Annotated in this window: 18 protein-coding genes, 1 tRNA gene and 1 pseudogene; 13 read left to right on the forward strand and 7 right to left on the reverse strand. The window is 32.6% G+C overall.

All coding sequences use genetic code 11. The features are described from left to right. Nucleotides 1-357: 357 nt before the first annotated feature. On the reverse strand, nucleotides 358-549 hold the full coding sequence (locus tag OOK99_RS00620; protein WP_264719866.1) for a hypothetical protein: 192 nt from the start codon (nucleotides 547-549) through the stop codon (nucleotides 358-360). 443 nt (nucleotides 550-992) lie between these two features. Here OOK99_RS00620 and OOK99_RS00625 point away from each other — a divergent pair, with 443 nt between their 5' ends. From OOK99_RS00625 to murB, 3 genes are all read left to right on the forward strand, one after another. Further along, entirely contained in the window at nucleotides 993-2,252 is a 1,260-nt protein-coding gene (locus OOK99_RS00625) for a hypothetical protein (RefSeq protein WP_264719867.1), read from the forward strand. Nucleotides 2,253-2,512: 260 nt separating this feature from the next. Continuing rightward, on the forward strand, nucleotides 2,513-3,391 hold the full coding sequence (gene hemC / locus OOK99_RS00630; protein WP_264683152.1) for a hydroxymethylbilane synthase: 879 nt from the start codon (nucleotides 2,513-2,515) through the stop codon (nucleotides 3,389-3,391). Further along, on the forward strand, nucleotides 3,382-4,266 hold the full coding sequence (gene murB, locus OOK99_RS00635; protein ID WP_264719868.1) for a UDP-N-acetylmuramate dehydrogenase: 885 nt from the start codon (nucleotides 3,382-3,384) through the stop codon (nucleotides 4,264-4,266). Before hemC ends, murB begins: the two co-directional genes overlap by 10 nt. An 82-nt stretch (nucleotides 4,267-4,348) precedes the next feature. Here murB and OOK99_RS00640 read toward each other — a convergent pair whose 3' ends face one another. Then, entirely contained in the window at nucleotides 4,349-4,522 is a 174-nt protein-coding gene (locus OOK99_RS00640; protein WP_264719869.1) for a hypothetical protein, read from the reverse strand. A gap of 62 nt (nucleotides 4,523-4,584) precedes the next feature. Continuing rightward, nucleotides 4,585-4,818 carry a hypothetical protein gene (locus OOK99_RS00645; protein ID WP_264719870.1) on the reverse strand — a complete coding sequence of 78 codons (234 nt, stop codon included), beginning with the start codon at nucleotides 4,816-4,818 and terminating at the stop codon, nucleotides 4,585-4,587. Nucleotides 4,819-4,939: 121 nt separating this feature from the next. Between OOK99_RS00645 and OOK99_RS00650 the strand changes: the two genes are divergently transcribed. Next, nucleotides 4,940-6,124, forward strand: a complete 1,185-nt coding sequence (locus OOK99_RS00650; RefSeq protein ID WP_006015333.1) for a dicarboxylate/amino acid:cation symporter — start codon at nucleotides 4,940-4,942, stop codon at nucleotides 6,122-6,124. After that, nucleotides 6,121-6,711: an orotate phosphoribosyltransferase gene (pyrE, locus tag OOK99_RS00655; RefSeq protein WP_264719871.1), complete on the forward strand. Its 591-nt coding sequence runs from the start codon at nucleotides 6,121-6,123 to the stop codon at nucleotides 6,709-6,711. Before OOK99_RS00650 ends, pyrE begins: the two co-directional genes overlap by 4 nt. A gap of 346 nt (nucleotides 6,712-7,057) precedes the next feature. Here the strand turns inward: pyrE and OOK99_RS00660 are convergent, their stop codons facing one another. Further along, complete coding sequence (locus tag OOK99_RS00660) at nucleotides 7,058-7,246, reverse strand: hypothetical protein (protein ID WP_264719872.1); 189 nt, start codon at nucleotides 7,244-7,246, stop codon at nucleotides 7,058-7,060. 106 nt (nucleotides 7,247-7,352) lie between these two features. Between OOK99_RS00660 and OOK99_RS00665 the strand changes: the two genes are divergently transcribed. Beyond that, nucleotides 7,353-8,364 (forward strand): IS630 family transposase gene (locus tag OOK99_RS00665; protein WP_264719384.1). Its coding sequence is split into 2 segments (ribosomal slippage): nucleotides 7,353-7,814 and nucleotides 7,816-8,364, totalling 1,011 coding nucleotides; the frame shifts between segments, so codons are not numbered across the junction. Here OOK99_RS00665 and OOK99_RS00670 read toward each other — a convergent pair. Continuing rightward, nucleotides 8,321-8,893, reverse strand: a complete 573-nt coding sequence (locus tag OOK99_RS00670; RefSeq protein ID WP_264719873.1) for a hypothetical protein — start codon at nucleotides 8,891-8,893, stop codon at nucleotides 8,321-8,323. The genes OOK99_RS00665 and OOK99_RS00670 overlap by 44 nt on opposite strands. Before the next feature lie 154 nt (nucleotides 8,894-9,047). Between OOK99_RS00670 and ligA the strand changes: the two genes are divergently transcribed. The 6 genes and pseudogenes from ligA to OOK99_RS00700 all read left to right on the forward strand — a co-directional run bounded on the left by ligA (nucleotide 9,048) and on the right by OOK99_RS00700 (nucleotide 15,266). Continuing rightward, complete coding sequence (ligA, locus tag OOK99_RS00675) at nucleotides 9,048-11,003, forward strand: NAD-dependent DNA ligase LigA (protein ID WP_264719874.1); 1,956 nt, start codon at nucleotides 9,048-9,050, stop codon at nucleotides 11,001-11,003. A gap of 69 nt (nucleotides 11,004-11,072) precedes the next feature. Next, nucleotides 11,073-11,832 (forward strand): annotated as a pseudogene (locus tag OOK99_RS00680) (helix-turn-helix domain-containing protein); the annotation flags it as partial. A gap of 57 nt (nucleotides 11,833-11,889) precedes the next feature. Beyond that, nucleotides 11,890-13,004, forward strand: a protein-coding gene (locus OOK99_RS00685; RefSeq protein ID WP_214303219.1) for an IS3-like element ISWpi17 family transposase whose coding sequence is annotated in 2 segments (ribosomal slippage) — nucleotides 11,890-12,163 and nucleotides 12,163-13,004 — 1,116 coding nt in all. Because the reading frame shifts where the segments join, the coding sequence is not laid out codon by codon here. A 101-nt stretch (nucleotides 13,005-13,105) separates the two neighbouring features. Continuing rightward, complete coding sequence (locus OOK99_RS00690) at nucleotides 13,106-13,582, forward strand: hypothetical protein (RefSeq protein ID WP_264719875.1); 477 nt, start codon at nucleotides 13,106-13,108, stop codon at nucleotides 13,580-13,582. 186 nt (nucleotides 13,583-13,768) lie between these two features. Further along, a protein-coding gene (locus OOK99_RS00695) for an IS630 family transposase (RefSeq protein WP_264719384.1) occupies nucleotides 13,769-14,780 on the forward strand; the annotation gives its coding sequence in 2 pieces (ribosomal slippage) (nucleotides 13,769-14,230 and nucleotides 14,232-14,780; 1,011 coding nt in all). Nucleotides 14,781-14,816: 36 nt separating this feature from the next. After that, the gene (locus OOK99_RS00700) at nucleotides 14,817-15,266 is read left to right on the forward strand and encodes an ankyrin repeat domain-containing protein (protein WP_264719876.1); all 450 of its coding nucleotides are present in this window, start codon (nucleotides 14,817-14,819) and stop codon (nucleotides 15,264-15,266) included. Nucleotides 15,267-15,335: 69 nt separating this feature from the next. On the opposite strand, the gene OOK99_RS00705 is transcribed toward OOK99_RS00700, so the two are convergent. Continuing rightward, on the reverse strand, nucleotides 15,336-17,819 hold the full coding sequence (locus tag OOK99_RS00705; RefSeq protein ID WP_264719877.1) for an AsmA-like C-terminal region-containing protein: 2,484 nt from the start codon (nucleotides 17,817-17,819) through the stop codon (nucleotides 15,336-15,338). Nucleotides 17,820-18,215: 396 nt separating this feature from the next. Further along, nucleotides 18,216-19,712, reverse strand: coding sequence for a murein biosynthesis integral membrane protein MurJ (murJ, locus tag OOK99_RS00710; RefSeq protein ID WP_264719878.1), 1,497 nt, complete (start codon nucleotides 19,710-19,712; stop codon nucleotides 18,216-18,218). Nucleotides 19,713-19,856: 144 nt separating this feature from the next. Here murJ and OOK99_RS00715 point away from each other — a divergent pair. Next, nucleotides 19,857-19,932 (forward strand) — tRNA-His (locus OOK99_RS00715). Nucleotides 19,933-19,978: the final 46 nt, after the last annotated feature.

Below are 19,978 nucleotides of genomic sequence, written 5' to 3' on the forward strand. Positions count from 1 at the left end.
CATTGTAAACTGAATAGTTGCTAATCACAAGCACCTGAATGAAAAGATTCTAAAGCCTTAATCTATAATTGATTGTACTTTATACTATACTTTGCTCTTCTGAAACATCATTTACTAAAGTGTTATAAATGTATGAATTAGGTTGAGAATTAGCTTTAAGATTCTCTATTTGTTTGTTTTTTCTAATGCTATCAATCGGAAGGTAAATGCATAAACCAAGTATTGAGAAAGTAACTATGGTAGCTGGTATGTGAGTAGCAAGAAATTCACTATAACTTGGATCTTTCCAACCGAGAGGACTAGATAGAGAAGGATGAGAGAAAAACTTTGGAATTACTACTGTTGCACTTAATAATATTATAATACTATAGTGTTTTCTAAAATAAATGATAGTGCACTAACATACAAACTCGCAGCTTTTAGGGGGTAATCTCGTAATGAAAATTTATCATTCATTTTCGAAACTACTATAGTTACAGTGGCACTGAAAAGGGGTAAAACATTTTTTTTATTAAATTTGCCATAAGAATCTTTTAAAATATCAAACATACATACTCCTCGATTACTAAATGTTCGTGATACTAAGGGCTAATTGTAAAATGTTCAATAACTAAATTGGAGATAATAAAAAATGGACATAGAATATAGACATACAATATAGTAGCTTTAAGGTTTTACCAGAGCAAACTACAATTGCAACTTATTCAATAACAAGAAAAGTTTAGCTGCTAAATCTCAGGCCAGATCTGTATTTCAGAAATACTATTTTCTTCATCACCTCACTGCAGACCATAACTACTATATCACTCTCTTTATATTGATGTTTAAATAAAAATACAGAGTACACTATGAATGACAAGGCTTATCTTTAAAACCTGCTACAAAACAAAATGATGATTTATAGCTAATCACATTTGGTTGACTTTTTAACTAAATTAATGTATTATTTAATATACAATCAAGATTAAAGGTTAATGAAGTTAAGTATGCTGATGTCACAAGAACGCAAAGAATATTTAAGAAAAAAGCTTAAACATGCTGCAACAGAGTTTGGTAAAGTTGGTACAAGATCTGATCATCAAATAGTACCAAAAGAAGAGCAGCTTTCGATTAACTTGGGTAATAGAAAATCTTTTGACATTATAAGCAGAATTTTACAGTGGATACGAGACAAATTTGGTTTTAATCGTCACTTCTTTTCTGAAGTTGGAACTGAGAAGAGAAAAGACCCAGCTACTGGAGCCATCGTTAAATATTTTACTTCAAAAGAGCAAAAGGAGCATACCTTGGATATTATCAACCAAAATGGAGATTCTAAATTTTATGATTCAAAAGGTAGGCTATATGATACAAGTAATAAGCACAGTAAAGAAGAAGAGGGATGTGTGGCTTATGTATTAACACTGGATGGCAAGCTAGTGGTTCATGAACATATAAAAGCTGAAAAAGGTGTAAAAGAATCTTATCGTCACTCAACACTTGTAGGTGGTAAAGCAATATTATGCTCTGGTTTAATAAAAGTAGTTAATGGCAAGATAACATACGTAGATAACAATAGTGGACATTATACACCAACACCAGCAAACTTATATAGTGTAGTGAAGAGATTCAAAAATCTGTTTTCAAATGATGCAAAAGTAGTTTGCCTTAGCAGTTTAAGTAGAATGATGAAAAATATTCCTCTTATACGTAAAATTTCAGCTAAACAAGAGTCTGTAGAGAAATTCTTGAGTAGAATGGAGATCAGAGGAAAAGATGGACTTACTGAATATGAAAGATATTTTTCTAAAGTAAAAAAGTATAATGAGCAGTATAGAAAGAAACTCTCTCTTAATAAACGGCAATGGCAGGGAATTTTTTTTAGAAATTATGAACCATCCCTTATTCTAAAAGACGAAGATTCAGAGGTAGCAATTGAGTATTCAATTAACAAAAATTCTAAGATAGCAAAGATGGTAATTGAGCATTTAATAAGGAAAATAATTGGAGCTAATTATGGTCATAAGCCAAGTATTACTATTGAACACAATGAACAAAAAAAGATTCTTGGTGCTAACATATCCTTTCGTCATAAAGATGACTTCGACCGGATGAAAGAAATCTTAGACTTAAAAGAGTATAACTATATCAGTAAGGAAAAAGAGCATGCGGTTGTTATGAGTGAAGACCAAGCTAATGATTTTATAAAGAATACCTTGCGAGTAACCCAAATAGATAGTATTAAACATTTAAAATCAAGTTTAAATCCTTAATTCTGATATATATTACAAAGATAAATGCTGTAGCTATTTTAGCATAAATGCTGTTATGGTACCAGCGACAGTAGTACATACAAGAGGTAAAACATTTTTTTTATTAAATTTGCCATAAGAATCTTTTAAAATATCAAACATACATACTCGTCGATTACTAAATGTTCGTGATACTATGCACTAATTATAAAGTATTCAATAACTAAACTGGAGATAATAAAAAATGGACATAGAATATAGACATATAATATGAAGGATATATGCTAGTTAAAATAGGTACGAGAGGAAGCGACCTTGCGATCATCCAAGCTTTGGAAGCAAAACAAAGATTATTAGAGTCTTTTCCTAATCTATCCGTTGAGATCATTAAAATCAAAACTTCTGGTGATAAATATGCTAATGTAACCCTTGCTGAAATAGGAGGTAAAGGACTGTTCCTCAGGGAGATTGAGGCTGAATTACTCAAAAATAATATAGATATGGCGGTTCATTCGCTAAAAGATGTACCTGCGTTTTTCTCGAAGGACTTAACAATTCCTTGTGTTTTAGAGAGGCTAAGTCCATGTGATGTATTTATTTCTCATAAATATAAGAGCCTAAAAACTTTGCCACAGCAGGCTACAATTGCAACTTCTTCAATAAGAAGAAAAGTTCAGCTGTTAAATCTCAGGCCAGACTTAAATGTAGTGCCACTGCGTGGAAATGTGACAACTAGACTGCAAAATCAGAATTTTGATGGAATGATTTTAGCTGAAGCAGGGCTGATAAGATTAAAAAAATATCACTTAATTACAGAGGTATTGCCACCAAAAGTCATGTTAAGCGCAGTAGGGCAGGGGGCAATTTGCATTCAATGCCGAAAGAATGATATAAAAGTTATCGATCTTTTAGAGAAAATTAATAATAATATGTCTTTTATAAGGGCAAAATCAGAGCGCAGTTTCATGAAGACAGTAAATGGTTCATGCTTTACACCGCTTGCAGCTTTAGCAGAATATGTGAGTGAAAACATGCTACATCTTTATTGTATGTTAGCGGGCGAGAGAGTTATATACTTTACTGAACGCACTTCGTTTGTAGAAGATGCAGAAAAAATGGGTATGGATGCAGGATTAGAGTTAAAATCAAAATGCTTATAAGCTTACCTAAAGTATGTGGAATCTACCGTTATAATGTTTCAATGTCTAAAATGACTTGGTTAAATGTTGGTGGCCAAGCTGATGTACTATTTAAGCCACGTGACGTTGAAGATCTAATGTGCTTGATAAAAGATACTGAGTTACCAATTAGCATTATCGGTGCAACATCTAACATAATAGTGCAAGATAGTGGCATTCGAGGAATAACGGTGAAATTAGGTAAGGAATTTGCGTATATTAAATGTAAAGATAATAGCTCCATAGTTGCAGGTGGTGCTGCACTGCTTAGTAACCTTGCGTACTTTGCCGGGGAACAGCAAATTAGTGGGCTTGAGTTTCTTGCTGGAATTCCAGGAACAGTTGGCGGTGGGATAGAGATGAATGCAGGTGCATATGGTAGTGATATTGCGAGTGTTGTAAAGTTTATAAGGGCAGTGAATCTAGAAGATGGAAATTTATATGAATTTTCCAGTGAAGAAATGGGATATTTTTATCGTGGACATAGCTTAAAAGGAAATTGGATTTTTATTGAAGCTGAATTTAAAGGAGTAAGTTCAGAGTATGAGCTTATATTTCAAAGATTGAAAGAAGTTATTGATAAAAAAAATAAAAGCCAACCAGTAAGAGGAAAAACTGCTGGTTGTATATTCAAAAATCCAATAGGCTGCAAGGCATGGAAACTGATTGATGAATCTGGCTGCCGAGGATTAGATAATGGTGTAGCTAAAATTTCTAAGAAACATTGTAATTTTCTACTCAATTACAATAATGCAACTGCACTTGACTTAGAAAACCTTGGCAACAGAGTAAAAGATGCAGTAAAAGATAAATTTAACATTGAACTTGAGTGGGAGATAAGGGTTTTGGGTAGGTAACTTCTAACCTTCTCTAATATGACCTATTTCAATTGAGTACACTTCAATTTAAGTCCAAGGTACACTATTTTGCGAGGATAATTTATGCTTCCTTTAAAGAAAAGCATTCTTTTACTTTTTCGACTGTAGGTTCTATAATACATTCATTTATTTTTTCAGCCGTCAATGCTAATAAACCTAATGCAAAAAGACTTAAAAATGGTGCAATAACTTCTATTGTTGCACTCATCAAAGCTGCTGATTCTATATTTAACATTACAGTAGGAAAAATAGTACCTATAGCTGCACCAAGACCAATCCCTACTACGGCAGTGGTAGCTAAGGTACATAAAAATAAGCTATTAGCTTTGTTTGGCTTGTTTTTTCATAATGCTTAAGACTATCTTCTCTGGAAGTAATTAAAATGAGAAATGAGTATGTAGAAACCAAAGAAATAATTCCGCCTATGATTAAAGGTGATAAAGCTGCAAAGTTTAAACTAAAGCCTATAAGTGTTCCTATTATAGCTGCTATCCCATAAGACTTTAAACGCTTTTTAATTTCTGGACCCATACCTCCTTCTATGTATATTTAATTAATAATGAAATGTTACTCATTCTTCCTTCATCTGTAAAGTTATATTAACCTAATTCCAAAAATTGTTGTATAATATCAATTTGAGGTTTTATTTCCAGTGCATAAGTTTGCAGTGTTCTTTTCTATATTGTTTGCAATAGTTGCTTACTATTTAAACAATGAAGTGATATTTGAAGTAGCAAGGCTACTTAGTGATATATTCATCAGTTTATTGAAATTGATTAGCTTACCTTTAGTTTTTCTATCTATCGTGTCCACAATTTCGGGACTTAAAGACTCAATTGAAATTAAAGTATTACTTAAGAAGACACTGTTTTATACGCTGCTTACAACCATTATAGCTGCATTTGTTGCGCTATCTTTCTATTTATTCATAGATCCAGTAAGAAAAAATTTCATAAGTAACACAATAGAAAGTGTGAGTGACAGCAACCACAATTACTTTTCATACTTAAAATCACTCATTCCTTCGAATTTTGTGCAAGTTTTTCTTGAAAATAATGTTATTGGCAGCATATTGATTGCTTTTTTGATGGGTGGAGCTATTATTTCGCTCTCAAAAGAAAAACAAGATATATTACACCAAATATTTTCTGCACTATTTGATACACTTCTTAGAATTGCTCAAGGGTTATTAAAGTTTATTCCTCTTGCTGTATGGTCTTTTATCACATGTTTTTTATACGAGTTAAAAGGTGGCAGCGAATTCCATAGTCTTTTTTGGTATTTTGCTTGCATAATGTCTGCAAATTTCGTGCAAGCATTTGTGATTTTGCCACTACTCATGTGGCATAAAGGTATATCACCAATTCAAACGATGAAAGGTGTTATGCCAGCACTTACACTTGCATTTTTTTCTAAATCATCTAGTGCAACGCTGCCTACAACTATAGAATGTGTGCAAAATCAGCTAAAGGTACCAAAGAAATTGTCATCTTTTATTCTACCAATATGCACAACAGTTAATATGAATGCGTGTGCTGCATTTATTTTAATCACAGTGATGTTTGTTGCAGAGATGAATGGGCACACATTTTCCTTAAGTGAGATGTTCATATGGATTTTTTTAGCTACAGGAGCTGCAATTGGTAACGCTGGAGTGCCGATGGGGTGCTATTTTATGGCAACTAGTTATTTGGTATCAATGAATGTTCCTTTGTACATTATGGGATTGATTTTGCCTATTTATACAATCATTGATATGTTTGAAACTGCAATAAATGTGTGGTCTGATATCTGTATAACACAGATAATTAATAAAGAATTTAAAACTCAAGAATGATATTAGATAATACAATAATAAAAGAATTTGAAGAGGCTGGTGCGATTTTGCACGGACATTTTGTACTCTCGTCAGGGCTGCACAGCAACACTTACATACAATGCGCTAAAATTTTTGAAAATTCAAGCAGAGCAATGAACGTTTGTGAGCTATTGGCGAATAAAATAAGAAAAGAGCTTATTGAACCCATAGATTTAATACTATCTCCTGCAATTGGTGGAATAATCGTGGGTTATGAGATTGGTAGACAGCTTGGAATCCGAACAATATTTTGCGAACGTGTTAATGGTAAATTTGAATTACGCCGTGGATTTAAGATTAAACAAGGTGAGAAGATATTACTAATTGAAGATGTGATTACCACAGGTAAATCTTCACTTGAAGCAGTAAAATGTGCAGAAGAGAAGGGAGGTAAAGTTGTTGCTGGAGCTTCTTTGATCAAGAGAAATAGTGAAACAAAACTACCTTTTCCTATCATATCTTTGATTGAACTAAATATCAAAAACTATAGCGAGGAAGAACTGCCAAGTGAATTAAAACAATTACCCATAATGAAACCTGGGAGTAGAGAATATTTAACAAAATAATTCTATATATGGCTAAAGTGATTCAGTAACTTTTACGTGTTATATTTTTTGCATCAAAGTTAGATATTACAGTTTATTTTCCTGTATTCGTTCAACAGAATGGCAAAATAAGATAGACAAATAAAGATATAAAGTAAAAACAATAATAGGTGTCATTCCAGCGCGTGACGCTGTAATCCAGAAAGGAACAATGGATCCCAGTGTCTGAGCACTGGGATGAAACCTTTTTGCTTCAATATTTTGCACAGTAGCCATGCAACTTAACAGATACTTTTCTCTTCATTTATCCTAAGGTTTTTATGGGTTAAAAAACCCATAAAAACCTTATATAAAACCCCTGTTGTGATTAAAAATACACTAAATCTTGGTTTTCACATGTTTCATTTTCTGCCATAAGCGACAATAATTTTGTGCTCTCAAGGAAACTGTTTGCACTAGCTTCTAAGAGATCAGATTTTACTTTTGTAAGTTCACATTTAATCTGATCTATTTTCCCATTCAAATTTTTATGTGCATCTTCGACTAATTTATTCATTTCATCTTCTAAAAGTGTACTTATACCAATTCCCGTTACACGGGAAACAGATAGACAATAATGGAAGAAAAGCCATAATGAAATAAGTGAAATAGTTTAGGTATAAATGGCACTCAGATCAAAATTATTGGATGAAGAAGTAGTAAAATCAGCAAAAGAGATGCTGAAGAAAGTAAGGAATAATGCATATGTTTCAAAAAAACTAAACGCTGTAATTGCAGCAAAAAAGTACAGTATAACGTCTGTAGCAAAAATATATTGCATTTCAAGAAAGGCACTAACTTCGTGGATAAAACTCTTGAAATTTGGCAGAGAAGAAAAACTGTTTGCTCCTCGATCACGCCGAAGAAAAACTAAATTAAATCAGGCTCAACTACAGCAAATTGAAGCATGGATAGAAGAAAACCCTAATATTACCATTAAAGAAATGAGAATAAGAATACAGGAAAAGTTCGACTTAAATATTAGCAAATCTACAGTACACCGCCATATGCAAAAGATGAAATTTTCATATATTACACCAAGACCAGTACACAACGTACAAGATAAAAGTAAACAAGAGGAATTCAAAAAAAAATCTCAATGAAGTTATTGGAAAGTATCCTGAAAAAGAGCTATTTTTCTTTGATGAATCAAGGTTTGGCACACATTCGAAAGTTGGGCATGGATGGTTTAAAAAAGGTACTAGAACTCGGGTTAAAATAAAGTTAGGTAGGCATAATTTTTATCTCTACAGTGCAGTTAATCCTAAAAATGGAGAGAGTTTTAGCTTATTTGCACCAAATGTTAACACTGATTGCATGAATATATTTCTTGAGCAAATGTTGCAATATCTAGGGACAAGAGAAGCTGTTCTTGTTATGGACTGTGCTAGTTGGCATAAGTCAAAAAATTTAAAGGTACCTAAAAACATTGAGATTATATACCTACCTCCATATTCACCTGAACTTAATCCTGTTGAGAGGCTTTGGTTATATATAAAACAGAACATTTTGCGCAATAAAATATACAGTACTATTGCTTTGCTTGAGAGCACTTTATGCAAATTTCTTACCTCTCTTGCTACTTCTACAATTAAACAACTCTGCTCTGTTTCCTATTTGACTCCACAACAATGAGAATTGGTATTACTTCTTTACTTTGTGTAGTGACAAGATCATTTATTTTGCTTGTAATTTCAGGTTTTATAAGGCTTTCAATTTTTTCTTCAGTATATTTTTTTACTTCTTCTTCTACCTGAGTTTTTATTTCTGGCTTTAGCAAATCTGCAACTTCTGGTCCTACTTTTTTCACTGCTTTTTCAGCTGCATTTTTTGCTGCTTTTTCAGAATTTGCTTCTACTGACTTTACTGTCTTATCAATTGAAGTCGATATTTTTTTTTCTATTTGATTAGCTTTTTCGGTAGCTATTTTGTTAGCTTTCTCTTCAGCTAAAGTTAGCATTTTTCCTTCTATTTTTTTTACTTCATCTTGAGCTGCTTTTCTAGCTTCTAGTTTTAAATCGTTACCCATTTGAGATATTACTTGATTCGCAGCTTCTTTTGCTGTTTTGCTTATACCAAGAATTTTATCAAACATTCCTGCACGATACACTTGAGAGCCGAAGTTTGATTCGTCAGCCAAATTTTTGTAATTGTATTCTTTCATAATGTACTCCTTAATTTAAAAACTATACTAACATTAATATACAAGTACAAAAATTATATTAATATTAGTATTGCTTTTCAGGGCAGTAGTATAAATTTATAGTACCTTTTGAAAAAATTCATGACTTGACGGCAAAGAGCATTATATTGGTATCATGACTGACTTGGAAAAGATGAGAGAAAAACTGCAAAATCAAATTAATTATCATAATATCTTATATTATCAAAAAAGTAATCCAGAGATAAGTGATGCTGAATATGATGAACTGAAAAAAAAGTTAGCTGCAATAGAGCCAGAAGCTTATGCAACACAAGATAGTGTTGGTGCTCCGCCTGATGAGAGATTTTCTAAGGTGGAACATCAAGAACCTATGCTTTCTCTTGAGAATGCTTATGATGAACAAGGTGTAGAAAAATTTTTGTCTAAAATAAAGAGATTTTTAATTGCAGATGAAATAGAGATATTATGTGAGCCAAAAATTGATGGATTGTCATTTTCTGCAATTTATGAAGATGGGAAATTTGTTAAAGCTGCAACTCGAGGTGACGGTTTTGTAGGAGAGGATGTAACTCACAATGTTGCAACAATAAAAGGCTTTCCTAAGTTTTTACAAGATGTGCAAGGAAGACTAGAAGTAAGGGGTGAAATATATATCAGTAACAGCGACTTTTTAAAGTTAAATGAAAATAATGAATTCGCTAATCCTCGAAATGCAGCTGCTGGTTCTTTAAAGCAATTGAATGCGAACATTACAGCAAAAAGGCCTCTTAGATATTTTGCTTATTCTTTAATTGGTGGAATAGAGAAAAGTCAAAGTGAGGTACTAGATAGACTTGAGGAACTTGGCTTTTATGTAAATGAGCATCGCTTCTTAACAAGTAGTTTGAATGGAATGCTAAAGTTCTATAACGAGATCTATGATTATCGTTATAACTTGGATTATGATATCGATGGGATAGTCTATAAAGTGAATGATTTGGTGCTACAAAGTCGTCTGGGAAGTACACACAAAGCGCCACGCTCAGCGCTTGCATATAAATTTTCTGCGGTTTATGCAAAGACAAAGTTAAATAAAATATTTATACAGGTGGGTAGAACGGGGGTTTTAACTCCAGTTGCAGATTTAGTACCAGTCAATATTGGTGGAGTATTAGTTAGCAGAGCAAGTCTACATAACCAAGATGAGATAAAACGTAAAGATATAAGAGAGGGAGATGTTGTAACAATTAAAAGGGCTGGGGATGTAATTCCTCAAATTGTCAAAGTAGATGAAGGTTCTCGTCATGCAAATATGCCTGAATTTGTGTTTCCTGACATATGTCCTGAATGTGGTAGTAAAGTGCAGATTGAAGGAGTTGCAGTAAGATGTCCTAAAGAATTTAATTGCAAGGCTCAAATAGTAGAAAAACTAAAACATTTTGTGTCAAAAGATGCATTTGACATTGTTGGCCTTGGTGAAAAACAAATAAAGTTTTTTTATGACCTGGAACTAATAAGACAAATTCCAGACATTTTTATTTTAGAGGAAAGATTAAAAGAGTTTTCCTTAAAAGAGCATCATGGTTGGGGCGAGAAGTCAATAGCTAATCTATTAAGTGCTATACAAAGCAGAAGAGTAATCTCTCTAGATAGGTTCATATTTTCTTTGGGTATCAGATTTATCGGCCAAGTTGCAGCAGAATTGCTCGCAAATTATTATGTATCTTATGATAACTGGTATAATTCGATGTCATCAAATGATGTTGAGTTGGTAGGTATAGATGGTATAGGAGAAAAAGTAGCTGAATCTTTAAAATCGTTTTTTTCTCAGGAACGTAACATTAAAATGTTAAATGATCTTACTGCATATCTGCAAATTCTTCCCGTGAGCTCCAACTCTAGCGATTCTTTTTTGAATAACAAAATTATAGTGTTTACTGGTAAGCTACGTGCTATGAGTAGAGGAGAGGCAAAAGTAAGAGCTAAAGCTCTAGGGGCAAAGATCAGTTCAAGTCTTTCTGCTAAAACTGACTATCTAATTGCAGGAGAAGATCCAGGGTCAAAATATAAAAAAGCAATTGAGTTAGGTGTGGAAATTTTAAACGAAGATCAGTGGAATAAATTATGCTAGACACAACTTGATCTGACAGATTAACAAAGTAAGATAAAAATATAAATAAATTTTAAAGGAGTGTCAGATATGAGTAAAACACAAGAAAAAATACTAAAACCAAAGTTGGGGTTGCTAGAACTTGCAAAGCAATTAGGAAATGTATCACAGGCGTGTAGAGTAATGAAGGGATACATTTTACCGCTTCAAAGAGCTGTATGAAACAGGAGGGGAAAAAGCATTATACGAGATAAACAAAAGCAAACCATTACTTGCCAATAGAGTACCAAAGGATACAGAAGAAGCAGTAGTTAGTAGAGTTTCCAGCATATGGACAAGAAAGAGCAGCTAATGAATTAAAGAAAAAAGGAATTCTAATATCTGCTAGCGGCATAAGGTCAATATGGCAAACTCGAAAATTTTAAAAAGAGATTGAAAGCCCTGGAAGCAAAGGTGGTCCAAGACGGTATAATTTTAACAGAGGAGCAAGTTGCTGCTTTAGAAAAAACTAAGGAACAAAAAGAAGCCAATGGCGAAATTGAGACACAACACCCTGGATACTTAGGTAGTCAAGATACCTATTATGTAGGCAATATCAAAGGTATTGTATCAACAAACTTTTATTGACACCTACTCTAGAGTGGCTTTCGCTAAGCTTTATACGGAGAAAACTGCTATCACAGCTGCAGATCTTCTCAATATACCATTTTTTGATGAACAGAAAGTTCCATTGCTACGCATTTTAACTGATAGGGGTACAGAGTATTGTGGCAAACCAGGGAATCATGCGTACCAGTTATATTTGGGAGTAGAAAATATTGATCATTCTAGAACCAATATAATGCACCCCATAAACTAGACCAAAAAAAAATGGTTGATCCGAGTAGGAAGGTAAAGGGGTAAAAGTATGGCAACAAAAAAATATGAACCAGAGTTAAAAGCAAAGATAGCTTTGGAAGCAATAAAAAATCAAAAAAGCACAGCTGAGATATGTAGTGAATATAAAATACCATCAACAAATCTATATGATTGGCGTGATAGAGTATTGGCAAGGTTAAAAGACCTATTTGTTGAAGAAAGTGAAAGTGCGAGAAAACAAAGAATCTTAGCGCAAGAAATAGAAAGTTTACATAAAGTAATAGGAGAATTGACAGTGGAAAATAGCTATTTGAAAAAAAAATTACTGAAATAAGCAAAAAAGATAGAGTAAGGTTTATAGAAAAAGATTCTGATCTGTCAATTAGGAAACAGGCTGATTTATTGGGGATTTGCAGATCTAGCCTATATTATAGGCCTATAATTAATAACGAAAGTGAAGTAGCAAATTTGATTCAAGAAGTATATTTGGCTTCTGATTGCCGTTATGGATATCGTAAAATTACTGCTGAAATCATAGCGAGTGGAGTAGTAGTCAATCACAAAAAAATCTTAAGAATTATGAAAAAAATGAAGATTAGTGGGCTGTATTGTAGAAAAAGATGTAATACAAGTATTAAAGAAAAAAAGCATAAAATATATCCTTATTTACTCAAAGATTTGATTATTTGTAGAGTTAATCAGGTATGGGCTACTGATATAACATATATTATGGTAGAAGGTAAGTTTATCTATTTTGTGGCAATAATGGACTTGTATAGTCGCTATATTATTGCTCATTCATTATCACCATATCTCGATGCTGGATTTTGCCTTTATACTCTCAAAGAAGCTCTAAAACAAGGTAAACCTGAGATTTTTAATAGTGATCAGGGGGTGCAGTTTACTAGCTACAACTTTATTATGGAATTAGAGCGTGCTAATATTAAAATCAGTATGGACCATAAAGGACGTTGCTTCGACAATATATTTGTTGAGCGCTTATGGAGAACTTTAAAGCAAGAAGCTATATATTATTATAGACCAAATAGTATCAGAGATTTAAATCTTATAATAAATGATTTTGTTGCTTGGTATAACTATAGAAGGCGACATCAGACTCTACATTATAAAGTTCCTGCTGATCTTTATTATCATAAACAGTAAATGAATATATTGATAAATACTTTAAATGTGTGTCGACGTATTTATCAACATATTCATTTTAAAAATCGGATCACTTTGAAAAAAATGGTCTGGACAAATGGGTGCATTATAGTGGTATCACAACGAAACCAGAGTGTATTGTTAACAATAGTGAATTGTCCGAATTTTGGGATTCTTATAAGAAGAGGATGGAGGACGTTAAACTTAGTAACAGCACTATATCATTATATCAGTTTCTGCGAGAGACTGATGAGAATAAATTAGCAGGTTATTTGTCTGATAGAGAATATGATGAAATAAGATGTTCTGACGCATTGGAATATATATCAGAATTTCCTGAACACGCTGATACAATAGTAAGCCAATTTGATAAGGCATCGGACAGAAGGGATTTATTAGATAAAAGTAAAGCAGCTATAGAGAGTTCTAATTTGTGGGTGTTACATCAAGTTTTTGACGAAGTAACTTATCACTTAACAGATAAAGAGTTAAAGAACATTATAGAGGCATTTCCAAGTCAGAATTTGGATAATCCAAGTGCTGAACAACTTCAAGCAGCTGCTCAAGCTCATAATTAGAGTAATGTACACAGGCCTATGCTCATTATAAAAGGAGAAAGTTTTACCATTACCCTGGTGATAAGTTGAATTGATGTTTATATAGTGTAGATATTTATACTAATACCAATTCCCGTTATACGGGAAACAGATAGACAATAATGGAAGAAAAGCCATAATGAAATAAGTGAAATAGTTTAGGTATAAATGGCACTCAGATCAAAATTATTGGATGAAGAAGTAGTAAAATCAGCAAAAGAGATGCTGAAGAAAGTAAGGAATAATGCATATGTTTCAAAAAAACTAAACGCTGTAATTGCAGCAAAAAAGTACAGTATAACGTCTGTAGCAAAAATATATTGCATTTCAAGAAAGGCACTAACTTCGTGGATAAAACTCTTGAAATTTGGCAGAGAAGAAAAACTGTTTGCTCCTCGATCACGCCGAAGAAAAACTAAATTAAATCAGGCTCAACTACAGCAAATTGAAGCATGGATAGAAGAAAACCCTAATATTACCATTAAAGAAATGAGAATAAGAATACAGGAAAAGTTCGACTTAAATATTAGCAAATCTACAGTACACCGCCATATGCAAAAGATGAAATTTTCATATATTACACCAAGACCAGTACACAACGTACAAGATAAAAGTAAACAAGAGGAATTCAAAAAAAAATCTCAATGAAGTTATTGGAAAGTATCCTGAAAAAGAGCTATTTTTCTTTGATGAATCAAGGTTTGGCACACATTCGAAAGTTGGGCATGGATGGTTTAAAAAAGGTACTAGAACTCGGGTTAAAATAAAGTTAGGTAGGCATAATTTTTATCTCTACAGTGCAGTTAATCCTAAAAATGGAGAGAGTTTTAGCTTATTTGCACCAAATGTTAACACTGATTGCATGAATATATTTCTTGAGCAAATGTTGCAATATCTAGGGACAAGAGAAGCTGTTCTTGTTATGGACTGTGCTAGTTGGCATAAGTCAAAAAATTTAAAGGTACCTAAAAACATTGAGATTATATACCTACCTCCATATTCACCTGAACTTAATCCTGTTGAGAGGCTTTGGTTATATATAAAACAGAACATTTTGCGCAATAAAATATACAGTACTATTGCTTTGCTTGAGAGCACTTTATGCAAATTTCTTACCTCTCTTGCTACTTCTACAATTAAACAACTCTGCTCTGTTTCCTATTTGACTCCACAACAATGAGAATTGGTATAAGCTGTAATAAACTGGGGGTATTTTATGTATCAAGAACAAGGAAATTCAGTAAGTAATTCTCTATTTACTCTTCCTCATATAGAATTGTCATCGAGACGCAAAGCAAATATTAATGCAGCAGATCGTAATGGTGAAACTCCTTTACATTACGCTGCTAAAAGAAATCGCTTAGAGCAAGTGAAATTATTGCTTGAAAAAGGAGCAGTTATTGATATAAAAAATCGTTTCGGTTATACTCCTTTATACTATGCTGTTCGTTCAGGCCACACAAGTATGGTAAAATTATTGCTTGAAAAAGGAGCAGATATTAATACATCAAGTAATTCTTGTGTTACTGTTTTACATTTATCTGTTCGCGAAGACTATAGGGAGATAACACGTTTATTGCTTGGAGAGACAGAGAGTCCAAGCACAAGCTGCAGCGACGCAAGCATTGAGAATGTACAAACAATCAATCAGTCTTATCATTGGTGAGAGTAGAACATCTTTTACTAAGGTCTAACTTAAAGATAGATGGTCCCTTAAATCCTATATCTAAATGAGTTAACTATTTTTCTTGCTAACTAATAAAGTGGTAAAGATTTGATCTACATCAAAACTCATCTTAGGGTGCCAAATAGGGCCATCTAAGTGTGCCTCGATATAAAGAGGACTATTATGATTTGGTAGTATGAAAAAGAGTCTGAATATAGAAGTTAAGGAGAAATTAGATAAGATTAAATTAGAAGAGATAGAACCTGATGCTTGATCGATACTAAACTGTGAACTAGTTGAACATACACCACTGTTAATACTTACTTTTCCACTAATATTTTCAAAAAGCGTACTGCCATTGTATATATCAACATAAGCAAGCTTGGAAATTTCAGGTTTATTCTTACTGCTTAACAACTTAGTGATGAATGAATTAAAATCCACATTAGTAAATTCTATTTTCTGTGCTTGAAAGTTTACATTTCCTGATAAGTTACTAGCCCAATCATCAAAGCTTGTTCCTTGAGTTTTGATTTCACCACTTAAGCTTATCTTGCCATTTATGTTATTAACTCCTATAACTTCCTTGGTGTCCAAATTTGCAATAGAAAATTTTGTGTGAATTGAGCCTGCTTTTAGATAACCCTGAAAAAACATTTGTCCATGTTCTAGTATGTAACTTATCTGTTTGATAGTGATAGTGTTGTTTCTTATCACTGTATCCAAGTTAAAATCTTTTAAGACGTTTTGCCCAATTTTAAATTCTGTAGTTTTGATTTGCACGTTTGCATCAAAATCTCCTTTCTCATCTAAAAAATTAAGCTGCTTTGTTGACCATTGAATTTGATTTATTTCATTTCTTGAGTTTCTTTTTACCTCTAATAGTTTTGGTAATTTAAAGATATTTCCATTAAATTTATTACCTGTAAGGTTTACGTCTAATAAAGGCTTAGTGTATTTTTGATCCACTAATATTTTTACACTACCGGTAATGTCGAAATCTTCTCCGAATAACTTTATTTTATCTGCAACTAGCTTGTTCTCTTGTATTTTTAATGAAAAATCCAAATCTTCAATTTTTGTACCATTGAATATAGAATCTTTAACACTAGTTCTTATATTTACATCATATTTAAGATTTTTCAGCCATTGCACTTTGCTGAATAATGAATAATCATATTTATCTATATTAATGTTATGCATGCTAAATTTACTATCGATCATATTGTGTTTTTTTGTGTGATTTACCTTAATTGATCCTTGCCAAGATTCTTTGTTATTTAGCAATCTGATATCTGAAAGAGATAATATTCTAGGTGCTAAATATAGTTTAGAACTTGCTGTAAATTGACTTTTCTCTCTTTCTTGCATCTTGATAGAAGGTAAAATATGTGAAATGAACGACTCACCCTTTATCAATATATCACCATTAAATTCAGACAAGTTGCCATTGTTTGAAACTTTTCCTGATAAGCGAGATATATTATTGGTTCCAGGAAACTGAAGAAGAGTATCAACGTTTATTTCGCCATTAGCAAATTTTAGCGTAGCATGAAATTTGTCCAATATCCTGTTTTGATATTGAATATTTGAAGCTTCCATATTAAAATCCAAGCTCAGGTTCTTTGGCACAACCTCTCTAAAAGATTCTAAAAGACCCTTCATATCTGTTGTTTTGTGTGAGCCGTTTTTTAGGTCGACTTTACTAAAACTAATATTGATATTAGTATGATCACTTTTTCTATCATTTTGTATTATACCAGTGCCTTGCATGCTTTTGGACTCAATTTTTAAATCAGTTGCCGTAAACTCGCTTTCATTGAGATTGATATTGGATGATATCTCAATATTTTCGCTGGGAATCACATAAGAAAGGAAGCTAAGATTAATGATTTTTGCTAAATTGCTCACAGAACCGGAACTGTTATTGATTGTCAGTATTAAATTACCCTGTTGATTTCTATTACCTTTAAATAGCAAATTTGCAAAATTTGAATCAACACTAATGTGTACATTATTTTTTGTGACATTAACCTTTCCAGAAAAATCGTAATTGTTGTCACCAATCTGTACTTCACCAAAAAACTGCTTATTTTTTTTTATAGCAACTTCCTTGATGTTAATAGTATCGGCGTTAAAACTTATTTGGCTGTCCTTTATTAATATATCAACTATATTATCATTGGCTTTCGTATTTATAATATTAAGTAAATTTTCTTTGTTGCTTTTCATGCCCAAAAATGAGATTGACTTTGGTTGCAATGAAAATGAAAACAACGATGGCCTTATTTCAATTTTTTTTGCACTAATTAAATCTGATAATTTTTGCTCCTTGTTTTTGTTGTATTGTACATATACATTGTGAATAGTAAGTTTTGGAGTAATGAGCGAAACTTCAATTTTTCCTCCAACATGTACTTTAGCATCATACGTCTTCTCTAACTCTTTTACGATATATTCTCTGTAGCCACTCCAATCCTTAAAAGTTGCAGCAACGTGCATGAGAATTAATAGCAACGAGATTGATAATATGGCGTATAAAGAAAGTTTCATAATAGACCTCTCATTCCAGCATCCCTTCTCTTCTTGTCATCCCAGTCTGGGATCCAGGAAATTTGATTAGACATTAAGTTAATTAGCAAAAAAGTAGCTATTCTTATGTTAAAACACAGCATTTTTACATGAGAAGCTGGTCTGATGAGCACTGGGTTCCCAGTGGAAATTGCTCTCAAACCACAACACTTATACAGTTGTGTGTGTGACACTGTGATCCAGTGTGACTTAAATAAGGTTTTCCAGATTATATAATCAACAAAATTTCTGGATCCCAGTGTCAAGCACTGGGATGACAGGAATAGGTGCTGGAATGACAGGAATAGGTTATGGGATGAAAGGAGTGGATATTGGAATAGTAGCTGAAATGACATATAGCAATACAAAGGGTGTAATTTATACATATTTCAAATTATTCAAATTTCCTCTAAAAATTAGGTAAAGAGTGATAGAATAAATAATAACACTCAAAGCTATTAAAGTTACTAAATAAACAATACGAGCTAGCCCTCTATCGAAAAACAACCCTGCTGATAAGTAATTAGAGAGATAAAGAACTATTGACATAACCAATGTTGCAGTGAGAATTTTTACAATATTTATTAATAATGCTTGGCTAATCTTATACATCTTATTTATTGTTAAATAATTAATCAATAAAATAGAATTTATCCAAGTGGAAATGGAAGTAGCAATAGCAATTCCTATATGTTGGTATTTGTTCATTAATATGAGATTTAGTATTACATTAATTCCAAGGCACGTTAATGAGAACATAGTTGGTATTTTTAGCTTTCCCCTAGCAAAGAATGTGGGTAGCAATACTTTATTTATAATAGATGCGGGTAAAGAAAGAGAAAATGCTACTAATGTAGGAACAGTTTGCTGCACTGCATAATAATCAAATCGGCCGTAAGAAAAAAGCGTAAGTAAAATTATGTCAGGAATAATGATAAAAGCAGCAGTTATTGGCATAATTAATATTAACCCTATATTAAGGGCCTTGTTCTGTATTTTGACTATATTCTCAGTATCATTTATTCGTTTTGAAATCAGAGGAAGAAGTACTGTACCAATTGCAGTGCCAATTACTCCTTGCGGTAGTTGATTTAGTCTATCGGCATAATATATATAAGAAACTGCATTTGGTATAAAACTCGCCATGATTGTGTCAATCCATACACTTATTTGTATTACACAATTGTTGATAATTGCAGGTATCACACGCTTGAAAAACAACTTCACTTCGTTACTTAATTCTAAACTAAAAGAAAAGAAAGCCTTTAATTTGTATGCACTAAATATTATTAAAAGTAGCTGCAAAATCCCTCCAATCAGGACGGCTATAGAAAGGTTATGAGCCGGTGTTTCAATGTAAGGTAAAAACAAACTGATGATTAAACAGAGGTTCAAAATGATTGGTGAAATAGCTGTTGAAGCAAAATGCTGTTTTACTTGCAACATTCCACCAATAAGTGATGCGATTGACACGAAGATTATGTAGGGCATCATAATTTTCGACAAAGTTACAGTAAAGGTAAATTTATTTTGGTCAAATCCAGGAGTGAAGGTTTTGATCATGTAAGGGAAGAAGGTTTGTGTGATAAGGCAAAAAATTACTAGAATAATAAACGTAATGGATATTACACTACTTGCGAAATTAAATGCCTTTTTATTATCATATGACTCTGCAGAGTATAATGGTATGAATGAGGTAGTAAATGCTCCCTCTGCAAAAAACGATCGAAATAAATTAGCAAAGCGAAACGAGGAAAAGAATATATCTGCAAGAGAGGTTGCACCAATAACCGTAGCAATCAATACATCTCTTATTAGCCCTAAAATTCTTGAAATAGCTGTAAAAAAACTAAATGTGAAAATACTTTTAAACATATCACGATTTCAATACGATTAACTATAATGCTAAAAGCATAAATGAAAATGTTTATTCGCTAAACTTAAAACTCTATGCAAAAGTAGGTAGCATAAATAATTAATTGACTATTTATGCTTGTGTGTTAGAAATTTTATACCTTGGCGGGCGTAGCTCAGTTGGTAGAGCGTCAGTTTGTGGTACTGAATGTCGCCAGTTCAATCCTGGTCGCTCGCCCCACTAAAAATTTCCACTTTACATAAATATAAACATTCTCTATTTTTGC

The sequence above is a fragment of the Wolbachia endosymbiont (group B) of Eucosma cana genome (genome assembly GCF_947250645.1).
Classification (GTDB): domain Bacteria; phylum Pseudomonadota; class Alphaproteobacteria; order Rickettsiales; family Anaplasmataceae; genus Wolbachia.

Coding starts and splice junctions, on each gene's coding strand:
- hemC (WP_264683152.1), top strand. CDS start 2,513: ATGCTAGTTAAAATAGGTACGAGAGGAAGCGACCTTGCGATCATCCAA.
- OOK99_RS00700 (WP_264719876.1), top strand. CDS start 14,817: ATGTATCAAGAACAAGGAAATTCAGTAAGTAATTCTCTATTTACTCTT.
- OOK99_RS00640 (WP_264719869.1), bottom strand. CDS start 4,522: ATGTTAAATATAGAATCAGCAGCTTTGATGAGTGCAACAATAGAAGTT.
- murB (WP_264719868.1), top strand. CDS start 3,382: ATGCTTATAAGCTTACCTAAAGTATGTGGAATCTACCGTTATAATGTT.
- OOK99_RS00620 (WP_264719866.1), bottom strand. CDS start 549: ATGTTTGATATTTTAAAAGATTCTTATGGCAAATTTAATAAAAAAAAT.
- OOK99_RS00705 (WP_264719877.1), bottom strand. CDS start 17,819: ATGAAACTTTCTTTATACGCCATATTATCAATCTCGTTGCTATTAATT.
- OOK99_RS00670 (WP_264719873.1), bottom strand. CDS start 8,893: ATGAAAGAATACAATTACAAAAATTTGGCTGACGAATCAAACTTCGGC.
- OOK99_RS00625 (WP_264719867.1), top strand. CDS start 993: ATGTCACAAGAACGCAAAGAATATTTAAGAAAAAAGCTTAAACATGCT.
- murJ (WP_264719878.1), bottom strand. CDS start 19,712: ATGTTTAAAAGTATTTTCACATTTAGTTTTTTTACAGCTATTTCAAGA.
- OOK99_RS00660 (WP_264719872.1), bottom strand. CDS start 7,246: ATGAATAAATTAGTCGAAGATGCACATAAAAATTTGAATGGGAAAATA.
- ligA (WP_264719874.1), top strand. CDS start 9,048: ATGACTGACTTGGAAAAGATGAGAGAAAAACTGCAAAATCAAATTAAT.
- pyrE (WP_264719871.1), top strand. CDS start 6,121: ATGATATTAGATAATACAATAATAAAAGAATTTGAAGAGGCTGGTGCG.
- OOK99_RS00645 (WP_264719870.1), bottom strand. CDS start 4,818: ATGGGTCCAGAAATTAAAAAGCGTTTAAAGTCTTATGGGATAGCAGCT.